We start from the raw sequence: 16630 nt of genomic DNA on the forward strand, positions 1-16630 counted from the left end.
CAGGGCAGGGACTCGCGCAAGGGGTATCAGGCCCTGGGAGGCTCCTTCTCGAATACCTGGCGCATGACTTCCAGGTAGCGTCGCGCGCCCAGGCCCAACGGGCGCGACTTGATCCAGATGATGTCTACCCACAAGCGCAGGCGGCTGGCCATGTTGTCGAAGCGCACCTCGGCCAGTGCACCTGAGGCTATCAGCGGCTCAACCAATGGCTGCGGCAGGTAGGCCCAGCCCAGCCCGGACTGCACCAGGTCCAGCGTGGCCAGGTAGCTGTCGGTCAGCCAGATGCGCCGGGACAGCACCATGCGCGGGTCCGATCCGGTGGCCTTGCCCGAGGCCACGATAATCTGCCGTTGTTCGGCAAAGGCCTCCTCCGGCATTGGCGTACCGCTGTTCTGCCCGGCCGGATGGCGCGGTGACGCTACGGCCACCAGCAGTTGGCTGCCGGCTTCGAGGAATGACTCGCGCTCGTCGATGCCGGGCCGTTCGAACACCAGTGCCAATTGCACACTGCCGTCATGCAGCAGGCGAATGGCCTCGGTCTGGGTGGCCGAACGTACCTCGACTTCCAGGCTGGGAAATGCCTGGGCGAGGATTCCCAGTGGCTGGCTCCAGCGGCCGGTTTGCAACTCGGGCGCCATGGCGATGGTCAGGCGTTTTTCCAGGCCTTGGTGCAGTTGCAGGGCCTGTGCGTCGAGCAGGTTGAGCTGGCAGATCACCTGCCTGGCCTGGGGCTCAAGGGCCAAGGCCGCGCTGGTGGGCAGGGCCTTGCGCGTGGCCCGGTCGAACAGCGGCAGGTCCAGTTCGGCCTCGAGCTGGGCGATCGCCATGCTTACGGCTGAAGGCACACGGCCCAGCTTGCGGGCGGCGGCGGAGAACGAGCCGGCATCCAGCACCGCGAGGAAAATTGCCAGGGAGTCGCTGCTAAAGGCCATTGTCAGTAAACCTGATGATGATCATCTTTTGTTGCTAAAAATTATGAACATTAATGCACCTGCAGGACAGTCCCCTCAATGGAGAAAAGCGTGCACAGACCAACCGCGTGGCATGTCACCCACTGGAGCTCCGACCCGTTCAGCCTCGGTGCCTACAGTTCCTTGCTGCCTGGAGGGTCGCCGTTGCATCGAAGCGCCCTGGGCCAAGTGCTGCATGGTCGCTTGGTCGTCGCTGGAGAAGCCTGTAATGCCAGCGCTCCGGCAATGACTCATGGTGCGTGGAATGATGGGCTGCGTGCCGCCGAGGCGGCCATGAGTGCCGGTGCGAGCAAGGTGATCGTGATCGGTGCGGGGTGTGCAGGCCTGGCTGCCGCTCAACGCTTGCGGGAAAGGGGTGTCGATTGCACTGTGCTGGAGGCGCGAGGGCGAATAGGTGGGCGCACCCACACTGTCGAGTTGGGCGGCGTGAAAGCAGATGAAGGTGCGGCATGGCTTCAGCATTTTGCCGAGAATCCATTGGCCGCTGTTGCACTTCAACATGGCTTGGCTTGCGTCGAGACCGATTTCAGTTGCCCGCTTGCGGCAGCACGCGGTGGGGCGTTGCCGGATATTGACGCCGCTTGGGATGCCTTGACCAGGCGTCTCGATCGGCAACAGCCTTTGTCTGACGCGATCAATGGCTATATGGCCACACTCGATCCCGCGCTCGCGCGTGCCACGCAGTTTGCCATCGACGCCAACCTTGTACTGGAAGCGTGTTTGCCCGTCGAGCAACTGTCGGTCTGTGCCTTGGATGAAGAGGGGGTCGGGCATGGTGATCGTATGCTGCCAGGCGGCTACAGCGAGCTTGTCGACTTGCTGTCGAAGAACCTGGATATCCGCCTGAACAGTCCTGTCACCTACATCGACTGGTCGAGCGCGCGCGTCAAGGTGAATGACGAGGTGTGCGACTTCTGTATTTGCACAGTTCCGGTGGGGGTGCTGAAAGCGTTGCACTTTGCCCCTGCGTTACCTGAAACACAGCAGGAAGCGCTGGCGCATCTGGGGATGGGCAAGCTGGAGAAAGTGATTCTGCAGTTCGATCAGCGATGGTGGCCGTGCTCACCCTCAGGCTACCTGCGCTGGTACGACGTACCCGCCAGCTGGGGGGAATGGCTGGACCTGACCGATGCTGTCGGCAAGCCCACCATTGCGGGGCTGATTGCCGCCGATGCGATCGAGCGGCAGTTCACCGGGCGCACCGATGAACAGGTAGCCATGGCCGCGTGTGAGGCATTACAGGCGTGGGCCGCAGCTGTCGGGCCCACGCCTTGACATTTAGAGGCCTTCGCCCAGCACCCGGTCAATGCTGTCGACAAAGTAGTCCACGCTCGCACGGCTGGTGCACATCGGTGGCTTGATTTTGAGGATGTTCAGGTAGTCGCCGGTCGGCTGCATGAAGATGCCCAGGTCACGCAGGCGATTGCACAGCATCATGGTTTCTTCGGTGGCCGGCTCCAGGGTGTCGCGGTCGCGCACCAGCTCCAGACCCAGGTAGAAGCCCGAGCCATGTGCCGCTCCAGCCAGCGGGTGCTTGTCGACCAGCGCCTGCAGGCGTGCCTTGAAGTAGCGCCCGGTGTCGCGGGCGTTGTCCCACAGGCCTTCCTCCTGCATGACATCCAGCACCGCCATGCCGATGCGGCAGCTGACCGGGCTGCCACCGGCCGAGGAGAAGAAGTAGCCCTCGGCCTCCAGCGCCTCGGCGATTTCGCGACGGGTGATGACCACGCCCAGTGGTTGGCCGTTACCCATGCCCTTGGCCATGGTAATGATGTCCGGCACCACACCCTGTTCCTCGAAGCCCCAGAAGTACTCGCCCAAGCGGCCATAACCCACCTGCACTTCGTCGGCGATGCACACCCCGCCGCGGGCGCGGACCTTGGCATAGGCGTCGCGCAGATAGCCTGCAGGCAGCGAGATGCCGCCGGCATTGCCGTATACCGGTTCACAGATGATGCCCGCCAGCTGACGGCCACGGGCGTCGAGGTCGGCCAGCTTGGCGTTGACGTCCTGCAGGTAGTCGGCGGCGCTGTCGGCCCCGCGGAAACGACCGCGGAAGGTGTTCGGTGCTTCGACCGGGTGTACCCAGTCCGGTCGGGTTTCCAGGGCTTGCGGGTTGTCGGCGATCGACGTGGAGATGGCATCGGTGGCCACCGACCAGCCGTGGTAGGCCTCCAGTACGCTGAGCAGGTCGCGCCCGCCGCTGTAGGCCCATGCCAGCCGAATCGCCAGGTCGTTGGCCTCGGTGCCGCTGTTGACCATGAACACCCGGTCGAAACCTTCGGGGGCCAGGTCCAGCAGGCGTTCGGAGAACTCGGTGATCGCCGCATAATGGAAACGCGAGTTGGTGTTCAGCAGTGACCACTGCCGCGCCGATTCGGCGACCATGCGTGGATGGCCATGGCCCAGCACCGCGACGTTGTTGAGCATGTCCAGGTAGGAACGACCCTGCATGTCGATCAGGTAGTTGCGCCAGCCGCGTTCAATGTGCGGCGGTTGTGCGTAGTAATGCTTCTGCGAGCGGGCGAAGCTGGCGTCGCGGCGGGCCAGCAGGGCTTGCGGATCGGGTAGCGGCTCGGCATCGCAATCGAAACCCAATAATGCGGCTGGCGACGGGCACAGGGCCAGCCATGCAGCGGCCTGTGACGGCATGGCGAAGAAGGGGGGCTGGATGCTGTTGTCCAGGCACAGTTGTACGCTGAGGATACTGCCGCTGCTGCCCAGGGACTGGCCTTTTTCCACGGCCTGGCCATCTGTCGGTGCATCTTCCAGGCCCTGTAGCCACAAAGCCCAGTGTGCGGTGCGCAGGCAGCCCCGGCCATCGCCGTGACGCTGCCAGGTGCCGGCTGCCGGCGCTTGCACCTGGCTGCCGTTGGGCACATGCAGCTCGATGCCAAGGGCACAGGTGGCGGGCTCTTCGGGGCGGTCGATATGGGTTTGCGACAGGCGATATTGCCCGTGCAGGCTGCAGACCGGGGCGGCCTGAGAGGTCAGCAGTTGCTGGTCGTAACCGGGTTGTTCCCAGTTGCCGGCCTCGAAGTGTTCGCTGAGTACCCCCAGGTCCACCCGTGTGACTGCCTGCCCGGCCAGCTCGGGGAGCAGGGGGGCGCAGCCGTTCAAGTCCGGCACCGTGGATTGCAGGCCCGCAGCCTGCAGAATGGCCGCCTCCATCAGGGCGAAAGGCACAGCGGTGGCTGTGTCGAAAATTTCCCATTCGTGCGCAATGTTGTCGCGGGTGTACTGGTTGCCCGGGTCGACGGCTAGCTGTTGTTCGCTGCTCAGCACCAGTACGGCAGCGCGGTTCAGCACCAGCGGCCACAGGGCGCACAGTTCGGCCTCGGTCAGCGGGTTGAGCGCCTGGTAGGCCTGCACGGCTGGCAGGATGCGCAGCGGGTCGCCCTCGGCGTGGTGCAACAGCGCAGCGCAGGTCACCGACAGGTCGGCGATACGCCAGGTGCGCAGCAGGTCGCCGAAATCGATTACGCCTTGCAGTTGCCATTGACGCTGGGCATCACGGGCCCACACGGTGTTGTCGTCGGTGATGTCCAAATGCACGGCCTGACTGGGCAGTTGATCGACCAGCGGCATCAGGCGCTCGTTGGCCTGTCGCGTGGCGTGTTCGATGCGGGCGCGCTGCCCGTTATCCTGCAGCACCGGCAGCAGGTGATCGATCAGTGCCCCGGCATGCTGTGGGTCCCATTGCAAGGTACGCGCAAGGCCTGGGTGATCGAAATGGGCAAGCGCCTTGTCCAGCTTCGCACAGAGCCCGCCCAGCTCGGCCATCAGGCGTGGCTCCATGTGCTTGAGACGGGTCAGCGGTTGGCCTTCGATGTAATCGAGCAGGCGCAGGCGCAGTGGTTGCGCGTCGATGTCCAGTTCCAGCAATCCCATACCGTTGTGGGCTGAGCGCACGGCGGGTACCGGCAAGCCTTGATCGCGCAGGAAGGCCAGGGCGGCGTGCTGGGCTTCAAGTTCCAGCTGGGCGTAGCTGCCGTGACAGGCCTTCAGCACATAGCCACCTTGCGGCGTGACCACGCGAAAGTTCAGGTCTTGCTGGCTGCCCAGTAACGACAGGTTGCCGGCAAGGCCGTAGTGGGCCCGCAGCACAGCGTGTGCCTGGGCTTCGCTCAGCGTTGGGCTGGGCAGGCCGGAGCGCTGGATCAGGGTGGCCAGGGCGAGGGAGGCGGGCTGGTGTTGTGGGCTGGACATGGGCTCTACCGTGGGTGCTGGGGGTGACGGCGGAGAATTTATGCCCGATTCGGCTGATGATGGAAGACGATTGTTATCAGAAAAATTGATCACTGCTGCATTGCGTCAGGGCGGCAAGGCGCCTGCCTTGGTTTTTGTGGTGTTGCGTAGATCGAGCGCCGCCCGCGCGGCGCTCGATCTACGCAACGGCGCAAGAATCAAGGCGAACACCCACCCATTCCCTACGAACCCTCAACCTCCAAAAACGCCGCCTCCAGCAACTGCCGGGTATACGGATGCTGCGGCGCATGGAAGATCGCCTGCGCATCCCCTTGCTCCACCACCTGCCCATGCTTGATCACCATCAACTGGTGGCTCAGTGCCTTGACCACCGCCAGGTCATGGCTGATGAACAGGTAGGTCAGGTTGTACTTTTGCTGCAGGTTACGCAGCAATTCCACTACCTGCCGCTGCACGGTGCGGTCCAGTGCGGACGTGGGCTCATCCAGCAGAATCAGTGCTGGCTTCAACACCAGCGCCCGGGCAATGGCAATGCGCTGGCGCTGCCCACCAGAGAACTCATGGGGGTAGCGATGCCGCGTGCGCGGGTCCAGGCCTACTTCTTCCAGGGCCGCGATAATCGCCGCTTCCTGTTCCTGCGCGGTGCCAATGCCGTGAATGCGCAACCCTTCACCCACAATGTCCGCCACGCACATGCGCGGGCTCAGGCTGCCAAACGGGTCCTGGAACACCACCTGCATTTCCCGCCGCAGGGGGCGCACGGCGTTCTGGTTCAGCCCTTCGAGGTTCTGCCCATGAAAGCGAATGCCGCCTTGGCTGGAAATCAGCCGCAAGATCGCCAGGCCCAAAGTGGACTTGCCCGACCCGGATTCGCCAACAATGCCCAGCGTCTGGCCCTGGGGCAAGCTGAAGTTGACCCCGTCCACCGCCTTCACATGGTCGACCGTGCGCTGCAGAAAGCCCTTCTTGATCGGGAACCAGACCTTGAGGTCATCCACCTCCAGCAACGGCGCGCCCACCGGGTTGTGTGCCGGCAGCCCGCTGGGCTCGGCATTGATGAGCATCTGCGTGTAGTGGTGCTGCGGGGCGCAGAACAGCGTGGCGCATTCGGCCTGCTCCACGATCTGCCCGTGCTGCATCACACACACACGATGGGCGATGCGCCGCACCAGGTTCAGGTCATGGCTGATCAGCAACAGGGACATGCCCAGACGCGCCTGTAGTTCCTTGAGCAGTTCGAGGATCTTCAACTGCACGGTTACATCCAGCGCCGTGGTCGGCTCGTCGGCAATCAGCAGCTCGGGCTCGTTGGCCAGCGCCATGGCGATCATTACCCGTTGGCGCTGCCCGCCCGACAATTCGTGGGGCAGGGCCTTGAGGCGCTTGTGCGGCTCGGGAATGCCGACCATATCCAGCAGCTCCAGCGTGCGCGCAGTCGCTTCCTTGCCGGTCAGGCCCTTGTGCAGCAGGAGGATTTCGTTGATCTGTTTCTCGATGCAATGCAGCGGGTTGAGCGAGGTCATCGGCTCCTGAAAGATCATCGCAATGCGATTGCCGCGAATGCGTTGGAGGGTCTTCTCGTTCTGCTGCAGCAAGTCCTTGCCTTCGTAGTGGATGCTGCCGCTGGGGTGGCGGGCCAGGGGATAGGGCAGCAGGCGCAAAATCGAGTGTGCGGTGACCGATTTACCCGAGCCACTTTCGCCCACCAGAGCCAGTGTCTCGCCTTTGCGAATATCGAAGCTGACGCCGCCCACCACCCGGTTGACCTGGTCCCCGGTCACGAACTCCACGGCCAGGTCCCGCACTTCGATCAGGTTCTGTTCACTCATGTCACTTCCTCGGGTCGAAGGCATCGCGGGCGGATTCGCCGATGAACACCAGCAGGCTCAGCATCAGCGCCAGCACGGCAAAGGCACTGATACCCAGCCACGGAGCCTGCAGGTTGGACTTGCCCTGCGCCACCAGCTCGCCCAATGAAGGCGAACCGGCAGGCAGGCCGAAGCCGAGGAAGTCCAGGGCGGTGAGGGTGCCGATGGCGCCGGTGAGAATGAACGGCATGAAGGTCATGGTCGAGATCATGGCATTAGGCAGGATGTGCCGGTACATGATCGCCCCGTTGCGCATGCCCAGCGCGCGGGCGGCGCGCACGTATTCCAGGTTGCGTCCGCGCAGGAACTCGGCGCGTACCACGTCCACCAGGCTCATCCACGAGAACAGCAACATGATGCCCAGCAGCCACCAGAAGTTGGGCTGCACGAAGCTGGCCAGGATGATCAGCAGGTACAGCACAGGCAGGCCAGACCAGATTTCCAGAAAGCGTTGCCCGGTCAGGTCGACCCAGCCACCGTAGAACCCCTGCAGGGCGCCGGCGATGACGCCGATAATGGAGCTGGCCACGGTCAAGGTGAGGGCAAACAGAACCGAAATGCGGAAGCCGTAGATCACCCGTGCCAGCACGTCGCGGCCCTGGTCGTCGGTGCCCAGCCAGTTGTCCGCCGAAGGTGGGGCAGGGGCGGGGACACGCAGGTCATAGTTGATGCTCTGGTAGCTGAACGGGATGGGCGCCCACAGCACGAAACTGTCTTTCTTCGCCAGCAGTTCGCGGATGTAGGGGCTCTTGTAGTTGGCTTCCAGCGGGAATTCGCCGCCGAAGGTGGTTTCCGGGTAGCGCTTGAACGCCGGGAAGTACCATTCGCCGTCGTAACGTACGGCGATCGGTTTGTCGTTGGCGATCAGCTCGGCGCCCAGGCTCAGCCCGAACAGAATCAGGAACAGCCACAGCGACCACCAGCCACGGCGGTTGGCCTTGAAACGCTCGAAGCGCCGGCGGTTGAGGGGGGACAAGGCCATGTCAGTGCTCCCGGCTGGCAAAGTCGATGCGTGGATCGACCAGGGTGTAGGTCAGGTCGCCGATCAGTTTCACCACCAGCCCTAGCAGGGTGAAGATGAACAGGGTACCGAAGACCACCGGGTAGTCGCGGTTGATGGCCGCTTCGAAACTCATCAGGCCCAGGCCGTCGAGGCTGAAGATCACCTCGATCAGCAAGGAGCCGGTGAAGAAGATGCCGATGAACGCCGAAGGGAAGCCGGCGATCACCAGCAGCATGGCGTTGCGGAACACGTGGCCGTACAGCACCCGTGATCGGCTCAGGCCCTTGGCCTTGGCGGTGACCACGTACTGTTTGTTGATCTCGTCGAGGAAGCTGTTCTTGGTCAGCAGGGTCATGGTGGCGAAGTTACCGATGACCAGTGCGGTGATCGGCAGTACCAGGTGCCAGAAGTAGTCCAGCACCTTGCCGGTAGTGCTCAGTTCGTCGAAGTTGTTGGAGGTGAGGCCACGCAGCGGGAACCAGTCGAAGTAGCTGCCACCGGCGAACAGCACGATCAGCAGGATGGCGAACAGGAACGCGGGGATGGCGTAGCCGACGATGATCGCCGAGCTGGTCCACACGTCGAAGTGGCTGCCGTGGCGCACGGCCTTGGCGATCCCCAGCGGGATCGACACCAGGTACATGATCAGCGTGCTCCACAGCCCCAGCGAGATCGAAACCGGCATCTTCTCGGCGATCAGGTCGATCACCTTGGCATCGCGGAAGAAACTGTCGCCGAAGTCCAGCCGGGCGTAGTTCTTGATCATGATCCACAAGCGTTCGGGTGGCGACTTGTCGAAGCCGTACATGCGCTCGATTTCAGCGATCAGCGCCGGGTCCAGGCCCTGGGCGCCGCGGTAGTTGGAGCCGGCCACGGAAACCTCGGCGCCGCCACCTGCAATGCGGCTGGTGGCGCCTTCGAAGCCTTCGAGCTTGGCGATCATCTGCTCGACCGGGCCACCGGGGGCGGCCTGGACGATGATGAAGTTGATGATGAGGATGCCGAACAGGGTCGGAATGATCAGCAGCAGGCGGCGCAGGATGTAGGCCAGCATCTCAGTTGGCCTCGTCCGCAGGCGCTTCGCTGACCGCCGGGGTTACCTCGGGCTTGATCCACCAGGTGTCGATGCCGATGTCGTACTTGGGCGACACGTTCGGGTGGCCGATGTGGTTCCAGTAGGCCACACGCCAGGTCTTGATGTGCCAGTTGGGGATCACGTAGTAGCCCCACAGCAACACGCGGTCGAGGGCGCGGCAGTGGTCGACCAGGCTCTGGCGCGAGTCGGCGTTGATCAGTTGTTCCACCAACTGGTCGATGGCCGGGTCGCGCAGGCCGATGAAGTTGCGGCTGCCGGGGTTGTCGGCGGCGGCACTGGACCAGAACTCGCGCTGTTCGTTGCCCGGCGAGTTGGACTGCGGATAACCGCCGACGATCATGTCGTAGTCCCGAGAACGCAGGCGGGTGATGTATTGCGAAACGTCGACCCGGCGGATGTTCAGCTCGATACCGAGGTCGGCGAGGTTGCGTTTGAACGGCAGCAGGATGCGTTCGAACTCGGTCTGCGCCAGCAGGAATTCGATGCTTACCGGCTTGCCTTGGGCGTCGACCATTTTGTCGTCGACGATTTTCCAGCCCGCGTCCTGCAACAACTTGTAGGCCTGGCGCTGTTGCTCGCGGATCATGCCGCTGCCGTCACTGACCGGGTTGTGGAAGACTTCGGTAAACACTTGCTCGGGCACTTTGCCGCGCAGTGGATCGAGGATTTTGAGCTCGTTGGGGCTGGGCAGTCCGTGGGCGGCCATTTCCGAGTTGTCGAAGTAGCTGCTGGTGCGGGTATAGGCGCCGTTGAACAGCTGTTTGTTGGTCCACTCGTAGTCCAGCAGCAGGCTCAGTGCCTGGCGCACGCGAACATCCTGGAACACCGGGCGGCGGATGTTGAAGATGAAACCCTGCATGCCGGTGGGGTTGCCGTTGGGCAGCTCCTCCTTGATCAGGCGACCCTCGCGCACGGCGGGCACGTCGTAGGCGGTGGCCCAGTTCTTTGCGCTGACTTCCAGGGCATAGTCGAACGCCCCGGCCTTGAGTGCTTGGAGGGCGACGGTGGTGTCGCGGTAGGAGTCGAAGGTCATGACATCGAAGTTGTAGAAGCCGCGGTTGATCGGCAGGTCCTTGGCCCAGTAGTCCTTGACCCGCTCGTAGCGCACCGAGCGCCCGGCCTTGACCTTTGCGACCTTGTACGGGCCACTGCCCAACGGGATCTCCAGGTTGCCGCGGTTGAATTCGCGGTTTTCGTACCAGTGCTTGGGCAGTACCGGCAACTGGCCGAGAATCAGCGGCAGCTCGCGGTTGTTGGTGTGCTTGAACTTGAACAGCACCTTCAGCGGGTCTTCGGCGACCACGTCGGCGACGTCGGCGTAGTACTGGCGGTACAGCGGGGCGCCGTCCTTGATCAGGGCGTTGAACGTGAACACCACATCGTCGGCGCGCATGGGGTGACCGTCATGAAAACGCGCTTCGGGGCGCAGGTAGAAACGCACCCAGCTGTTGTCCGGGGCCTTTTCGATCTTGCCGGCAACCAGGCCGTATTCGGTGAACGGTTCATCCTGGCTCTGGCGCATCAGGGTGTCATAGATAATGCCGATGTTCTCGGCCGCCACGCCTTTGTTGATGAACGGGTTGAGGCTGTCGAAGCCGCCGAAGCTGGACTGGCGGAAGGTGCCCCCCTTGGGCGCGTCCGGGTTGACGTAGTCGAAGTGCTTGAAGTCGGCGGGGTACTTGGGTGGCTCATCGTAAAGGGTGAGCGCGTGCTGCGGTGCGGCCAGCGCGGGAAGGCTCAGGCAGGCCAGCAACAGGCTGACTGCCAGCCGGCGCAGACGGTGCGTTGGCGTCATTGGGCTTTCTCCGAAGTCTTGATCCACCAGCTGTTCAGCCCAAGGGTGTAGGGCGGCGTGGTGACGAAGGCGAACCGGTTGCGGTAGGCCAGGCGATGGTTGTCGAGGTACCAGTTGGGGATCATGTAGTAGTGCCATGAGAGCACGCGGTCCAGGGCGCGGGCAGCGGCGACCTGGTCATCGCGGGTACGGGCGGCGAGCAGGGTGTCGAGCAGGTGGTCGACCACCGGGTCCTTGACCCCAGCATAGTTCTTGCTGCCCTTTGTCGCGGCCTGGCTGGAATGGAAGTACAGCCACTGTTCGAGGCCGGGGCTCAGGGTCTGGTTCAGGGTCATCAGAATCATGTCGAAATCGAACTGGTCCAGGCGTTGTTTGTACTGGGCGCGGTCCACGGTACGCAAGCGCGCATCGATGCCGATGCTGGACAGGTTTTCGACATAAGGTTGCAGGATGCGTTCAAGGTTGGGGTTTACCAGCAGCAGTTCCATGCGTAATTGCTGGCCCTTGCTGTTGACCAGGCGCTGGCCGTGCAGCTTCCAGCCGGCCTCGGCGAGCAGGCCCAGGGCCTGGCGCAAGGTCTGGCGGCTGATGCCCCGGCCATCGGTATGGCTGACCTTGTAGGGTTCGCTGAACAGCTTGGCTGGCAACTGGTCACGGAACGGCGCCAGCAGCAGCCACTCCTTGCCGGTGGGCAGGCCGCTGGCGGCGAACTCGCTGTTGGGGTAGTAGCTGGTCGAGCGGCGGTAGGCGCTGCTGAACAGCGCGCGGTTGGTCCACTCGAAGTCCAGCATCAGCCCCAGTGCCTGGCGTACCCGCGGGTCGCTGAACGCGGCCCGGCGGCTGTTCATGAACAGGCCTTGTGTTTGTGTGGGGATGCTGTGCGGGATTTGTGCCTTGATCACTTCACCCCGGCGCACGGCAGGGAAGTTGTAACCGTTGGCCCAGTTTTTTGCCTGGTGCTCGATATAGATGTCGAACTCGCCGGCCTTGAAGGCTTCGAAGGCCACCGTCGCATCGCGATAGAACTCGTATTCCACCCGATTGAAATTGTACTTGCCACGGTTGACCGCCAGGTCTTTGCCCCAGTAGTTCTTCACCCGTTCGAACACCAGGCGTCGCCCGGGTTGTACCTGGGTGATGCGGTAGGGGCCGCTGCCCAGCGGGGGCTCGAAGGTGGTGGCCTTGAAGTCGCGCTTCTGCCAGTAGTGTTTGGGCAGCACAGGCATTTCGCCCAGACGCAGAATCAGCAGCGGGTTGCCGGCGCGTTTGAACACGAAACGGATGCGTAGCGGGCCGAGGATATCTACCCGCTGCACTTCCTGCAGGTTGGTGCGGTAGATCGGGTGGCCATCCTTGAGCAGCGTGCGGTAGGAGAAGGCCACGTCAGCCGAGGTGATCGGCTGGCCGTCATGCCAGCGGGCCTCCGGGCGCAGGTTGAACACCACCCAGCTGCGATCCTCGCTGTACTCCACCGAGCGGGCGATCAGGCCGTAGCTGGAGGTCGGCTCGTCACCAGACGGGTCGTACTGGCCGGTGCCGACCATCAGTGGCTCGTTCAGCTCGCTGATGCCGTACTGCTGGAAGTTGGGCGTGGTAATCGGGCTCGACCCCTTGAAGGTGTAGGGGTTGAGTGTGTCGAAGGTGCCAAAAGCCATGGCCCGCAATGTGCCGCCCTTGGGCGCTTGCGGGTTGACCCAGTCGAAGTGGGTGAAGGTGGCTGGGTACTTGAGCGTGCCGAACTGCGCGTATCCGTGGCTTTCGCTCACCATCGCGGCTGCGGGAAAGCTCAAGGCCAGGCTGAGTGACAGCAGGAGGGGACGTATCAAGTCGGCATCCGATCCAGAGGCGTTGGGCTTTGATCGAGTACAGTAACAGCTTGGTGGGGTTGGAAAAAGAGAGGGGCTGGGGTTTTCCAGTGGCTGGGTTTTCAGGCCCATTCGCGGGCACGCCCGCTCCCACAGGTACGGCACCGGCTTTGAGGGCTGTGAAAAACCTGTGGGAGCGGGCGTGCCCGCGAATGGGCTGCAAAGCAGCCCCTGTAACGACTCAATGCCCGACGTAGACGGTCAGGGTCTGGCCTGGCTTGAGGGCGTGGCCGCTGCGTGGGTTCCAGCGCTTGAGGTGCGTCATTTTCACATTGAAGCGCTTGGCCACCAGGTACAGGGAGTCGCCCTTGCGCACCTTATATTTGGTGGAGCGCTTTCCGGATGCTGCGACCCGGTTGCCGGCGGCGCTCGGTGCACTGCCACCGCGCAGGGCCAGAACCTGGCCAGCGCGCAGATTGTTGCCGGACAAGCGGTTCCAGCGCTTGATGTCCTTGACCGATACACGGTTGGCCCTGGCGATGACGCTCAGGTTATCGCCACGCTTGACCCGGTAGCTGCGTGCCGCCACCGGTGCCTTGGCTTCGGCCACAGCCCTGGCAAACGCTGCTTTCGGTGGTTGCAGGCTGACCAGCTGCTCAGGGTTGAGGTTGGACAGGCTGGCACTGAGCAGCTGCGCCTTGGCGGTGGGCACCAGCAGCTGTTTCGGGCCATCGACGGTCATGCGCTTCTTGAATGCCGGGTTGAGCTGGATCAGCTCGTCCTCGTCGATGTTGGCGAAGGCCGCGACCCGGGTAAGGTCCAGGCGATCTTTGATCGCCACCGCTTCGAAGTACGGTTCGTTGGCGATCGGGGTGAGATTGATGCCATAGGCTTCTGGCGTGGACACCACCTGCGACAGCGCCAGCAACTTGGGCACGTAGTCGCGGGTTTCCTGTGGCAGCGGCAGGTTCCAGTAGTCGGTCGGCAGGCCGAGCTTTTCGTTGCGCTCGATGGCTCGGCTGACGGTGCCTTCGCCGGCATTGTAGGCCGCCAGGGCCAACAGCCAGTCGCCGTTGAACATGTCGTGCAGCCGGGTCAGGTAATCCAGCGCGGCGTTGGTCGACGCGGTGACATCGCGGCGGCCGTCATAGAAATTGGTCTGGCGCAGGTTGAAGTGACGACCGGTAGCCGGCATGAACTGCCACATGCCGGCAGCGCTGGCGCGTGAGTAGGCCATGGGGTTGTAGGCGCTTTCGATGGCGGGCAGCAGGGCCAGCTCCAGCGGCATGTCACGTTCTTCAAGGCGCTCGACGATGTAGTGCAGGTAGAGGCTGCCACGTTCCCCGGCGCTCTCTATGAAGGACGGGTTGCTGGCGAACCACAAACGCTGCTGCTCGATGCGCGGGTTGACATCGATGCTGTCCTGCAGGGCGAAGCCCTGGCGCATGCGCTCCCAGACATCCTGCGGTGCCTGCTCGGCCGGCTTGACCAGCAGCGGGGAAGGTTTGTGCTTGATCCGCGCCTGGTAGTTGTGCGCGCGAACGCTATCGGATTCGTCGAGCTGACGGGTGCTCTGGCAGCCCACCAGCGTGGCTGCCAAGGCCAGCGCACTGATTTGGGCCAGGCGCGTCAGGGCGACGGAATGAGAGGTTCTGCGGCTACGGGAAGACATCGGCTGACACAGGTATCCGGGCGAAAAATTTCGGCGATTCTAGAAACCGCCCCGGCCCCGGTCAACCTTTGACCCTCACTTGCGATATATCTTGCGGTTATCAGAAGCTGTCCTTCCAAGACCTCAAGGCAGCAAAAACAGCGACATGCGAGGTGTTTGAATGTCCCTTCCATTCGTCTGCTTTTTGTTTAACTAATGTTTCAGAGGTACGCAGAAAGGGGTTGGTCAGGCGCTCCAGGCCGATCGTTGAGGGCAAGCTGATGCGATTTTCGGCGCGTAAACGGGTAACGTCCTCAAACCGTTGCTGAACGTGCGGGTTGCTCGGCTCTACAGCTTTGGCGAAGCGCAGGTTGCTGAGGGTGTATTCATGGGCGCAGTACACTTCTGTCTGCGCTGGCAGGGCCGCCAGGCGGGCGAGGGCGGGCTGCATCTGTTCGGCTGTACCCTCGAACATGCGTCCGCAACCGGCGGCGAACAGGGTGTCGCCACTGAACAGGACGGGCGTTGCTGGCTGGTCGCTGAAGAAGGCGATATGCCCCAGGGTGTGGCCGGGTACTGCCAGTACCTGGAATGTCACACCCAATACGTCCACCCTGTCGCCTTCGTCCAGGGCCAGGTCGCGGCCGGGAATGCGCTCGTTGGCCGGGCCACAGACCCGTGCACCGGTCAATTGCCTGAGCCGTTCCACCCCGCCGACGTGGTCATTGTGGTGGTGGGTGACGAGGATGTCGCTCAGCACCCACTCGGGGTTGGCCGCCAGCCAGCGCTCCACCGGGCCGGCATCGCCCGGGTCGACCACCGCACAACGGCGTTTGGCAGTATCCTGTAACAACCAGATGTAGTTGTCGGAGAAAGCGGGGAGAGCATCGATCTGTATCATGGTGCGGATCCGATTCGCCTAGCGTGGCACATGAGGGCATCTTAGCCGCGATGGCGCGGTGGGAGAACCTTCGAGGGAGAGCGCAATGACCGACCAAGCCTTTGCTCAGGCCGACCCGGACTGGGTCGAGCTGATCAGCCTGGCCCGTGAGTGGTTCAACGGCCCACTCGGCCAACTGATGCTCATGGAGGAGGACAAACTGCTGGAAGAAGAGCTCGGGCGCTTCTTTGGCGGTTATCTCGTACATTACGGGCCTTGCGCCGAGCCACCGCCCAGAGCCCCCCAAGTGCAGCGTAACGTGCGCCTTGGTGCGCCGTTGCCGGGGGTGGAGATTGTCTGCGAAGAGCAGGCCTGGCCGTTGAGCGAGCACGCTGCCGATGTGGTGGTGCTGCAGCATGGCCTGGACTTCTGCCTGTCGCCCCATGGCCTGCTGCGCGAGGCCGCCAGTGCCGTGCGCCCGGGCGGGCACCTGCTGATCGTGGGGATCAACCCGTGGAGCAGCTGGGGTATGCGCCATTTCTTCAGTCACGGTGCTCTGCGCAAGGCGCGCTGCATCTCGCCGTCACGGGTGGGCGACTGGCTCAACCTGCTGGGCTTCGCGCTGGAGAAACGCCGCTTCGGGTGCTATCGTCCGCCGCTTGCCTCACCGGCCTGGCAGCAACGCCTTGAAGGCTGGGAACGACTGGCCTGCGGCTGGCAGGGCTTCGGTGGCGGGGTGTACCTGCTGGTGGCGCGCAAGATGGTGGTGGGCCTGCGGCCATTGCGCCCGGAGCGCCGTGAGCCGATGGGCAAGCTGCTGCCGCTGCCGCTGGCCAAGGTCAACCGCACGGCGGCCAACCCTGATACCGAAAAGCACTGAACATGAGTGGTACATGAGCGAAAGCATCGAAATGTTTACCGATGGCGCCTGCAAGGGCAACCCCGGCCCGGGTGGCTGGGGCGTCCTGATGATCTACAAGGGCGTCGAGAAGGAACTGTGGGGTGGTGAACGCGAAACCACCAACAACCGGATGGAGCTGATGGCTGCTATCCAGGGGCTGATGGCGCTGAAACGCGAATGCGAAGTGGTGCTGACCACCGACTCGCAATACGTGATGAAGGGCATCAACGAATGGATGGTCAACTGGAAGAAGCGCGGCTGGAAGACGGCGGCCAAGGAGCCGGTGAAGAATGCCGACCTGTGGCAGCAGCTCGATGAGCAGGTCAACCGCCACAAGGTGACCTGGAAGTGGGTGCGCGGCCATATCGGCCACCCCGGCAACGAACGCGCCGACCAACTGGCCAACCGCGGGGTCGATGAGGTGCGCGCCCAGCGTTGAGCTGGGGTACAA

At 63.2% G+C, this 16630-nt stretch carries 12 protein-coding genes; 3 read left to right on the plus strand and 9 right to left on the minus strand.

The window, feature by feature from the left end:
• Positions 1-26: 26 nt before the first annotated feature.
• Positions 27-932, minus strand: a complete 906-nt coding sequence (locus tag INQ47_RS19395; protein ID WP_404702356.1) for a LysR family transcriptional regulator — start codon at positions 930-932, stop codon at positions 27-29.
• Between the two features lie 78 nt (positions 933-1010).
• Between INQ47_RS19395 and INQ47_RS19400 the strand changes: the two genes are divergently transcribed.
• Complete coding sequence (locus INQ47_RS19400; RefSeq protein WP_404702357.1) at positions 1011-2246, plus strand: FAD-dependent oxidoreductase; 1236 nt, start codon at positions 1011-1013, stop codon at positions 2244-2246.
• A gap of 3 nt (positions 2247-2249) precedes the next feature.
• On the opposite strand, the gene INQ47_RS19405 is transcribed toward INQ47_RS19400, so the two are convergent.
• The 8 genes from INQ47_RS19405 to gloB form a co-directional block, all read right to left on the minus strand.
• Positions 2250-5180, minus strand: a complete 2931-nt coding sequence (locus INQ47_RS19405) for an aminotransferase (protein ID WP_404702358.1) — start codon at positions 5178-5180, stop codon at positions 2250-2252.
• 221 nt (positions 5181-5401) lie between these two features.
• Positions 5402-7009, minus strand: coding sequence for an ABC transporter ATP-binding protein (locus tag INQ47_RS19410; protein WP_404702359.1), 1608 nt, complete (start codon positions 7007-7009; stop codon positions 5402-5404).
• A gap of 1 nt (position 7010) precedes the next feature.
• Positions 7011-8030, minus strand: a complete 1020-nt coding sequence (locus INQ47_RS19415) for an ABC transporter permease (protein WP_021783281.1) — start codon at positions 8028-8030, stop codon at positions 7011-7013.
• A gap of 1 nt (position 8031) precedes the next feature.
• The gene (locus INQ47_RS19420) at positions 8032-9105 is read right to left on the minus strand and encodes a microcin C ABC transporter permease YejB (protein ID WP_021783280.1); all 1074 of its coding nucleotides are present in this window, start codon (positions 9103-9105) and stop codon (positions 8032-8034) included.
• Position 9106: 1 nt separating this feature from the next.
• Positions 9107-10942: an extracellular solute-binding protein gene (locus INQ47_RS19425; protein WP_404702360.1), complete on the minus strand. Its 1836-nt coding sequence runs from the start codon at positions 10940-10942 to the stop codon at positions 9107-9109.
• Entirely contained in the window at positions 10939-12768 is a 1830-nt protein-coding gene (locus INQ47_RS19430; RefSeq protein ID WP_252458635.1) for an extracellular solute-binding protein, read from the minus strand. Before INQ47_RS19430 ends, INQ47_RS19425 begins: the two co-directional genes overlap by 4 nt.
• 220 nt (positions 12769-12988) lie before the next feature.
• Positions 12989-14419, minus strand: coding sequence for a lytic transglycosylase domain-containing protein (locus INQ47_RS19435; protein WP_252458634.1), 1431 nt, complete (start codon positions 14417-14419; stop codon positions 12989-12991).
• Positions 14420-14519: 100 nt separating this feature from the next.
• On the minus strand, positions 14520-15299 hold the full coding sequence (gene gloB, locus INQ47_RS19440) for a hydroxyacylglutathione hydrolase (protein WP_252458633.1): 780 nt from the start codon (positions 15297-15299) through the stop codon (positions 14520-14522).
• A gap of 85 nt (positions 15300-15384) precedes the next feature.
• On the opposite strand from gloB, the gene INQ47_RS19445 reads away from it, so the two are divergent.
• Both INQ47_RS19445 and rnhA read left to right on the plus strand, forming a co-directional pair.
• Positions 15385-16158: a class I SAM-dependent methyltransferase gene (locus INQ47_RS19445; RefSeq protein ID WP_404702361.1), complete on the plus strand. Its 774-nt coding sequence runs from the start codon at positions 15385-15387 to the stop codon at positions 16156-16158.
• Positions 16159-16171: 13 nt separating this feature from the next.
• Positions 16172-16618: a ribonuclease HI gene (rnhA, locus tag INQ47_RS19450; protein WP_176682204.1), complete on the plus strand. Its 447-nt coding sequence runs from the start codon at positions 16172-16174 to the stop codon at positions 16616-16618.
• The last annotated feature ends 12 nt before the right edge of the window (positions 16619-16630 follow it).

This window comes from Pseudomonas sp. 3HC3 (assembly GCF_044904505.1).
In the GTDB taxonomy this organism is placed as follows: Bacteria; Pseudomonadota; Gammaproteobacteria; order Pseudomonadales; family Pseudomonadaceae; genus Aquipseudomonas; species Aquipseudomonas putida_Y.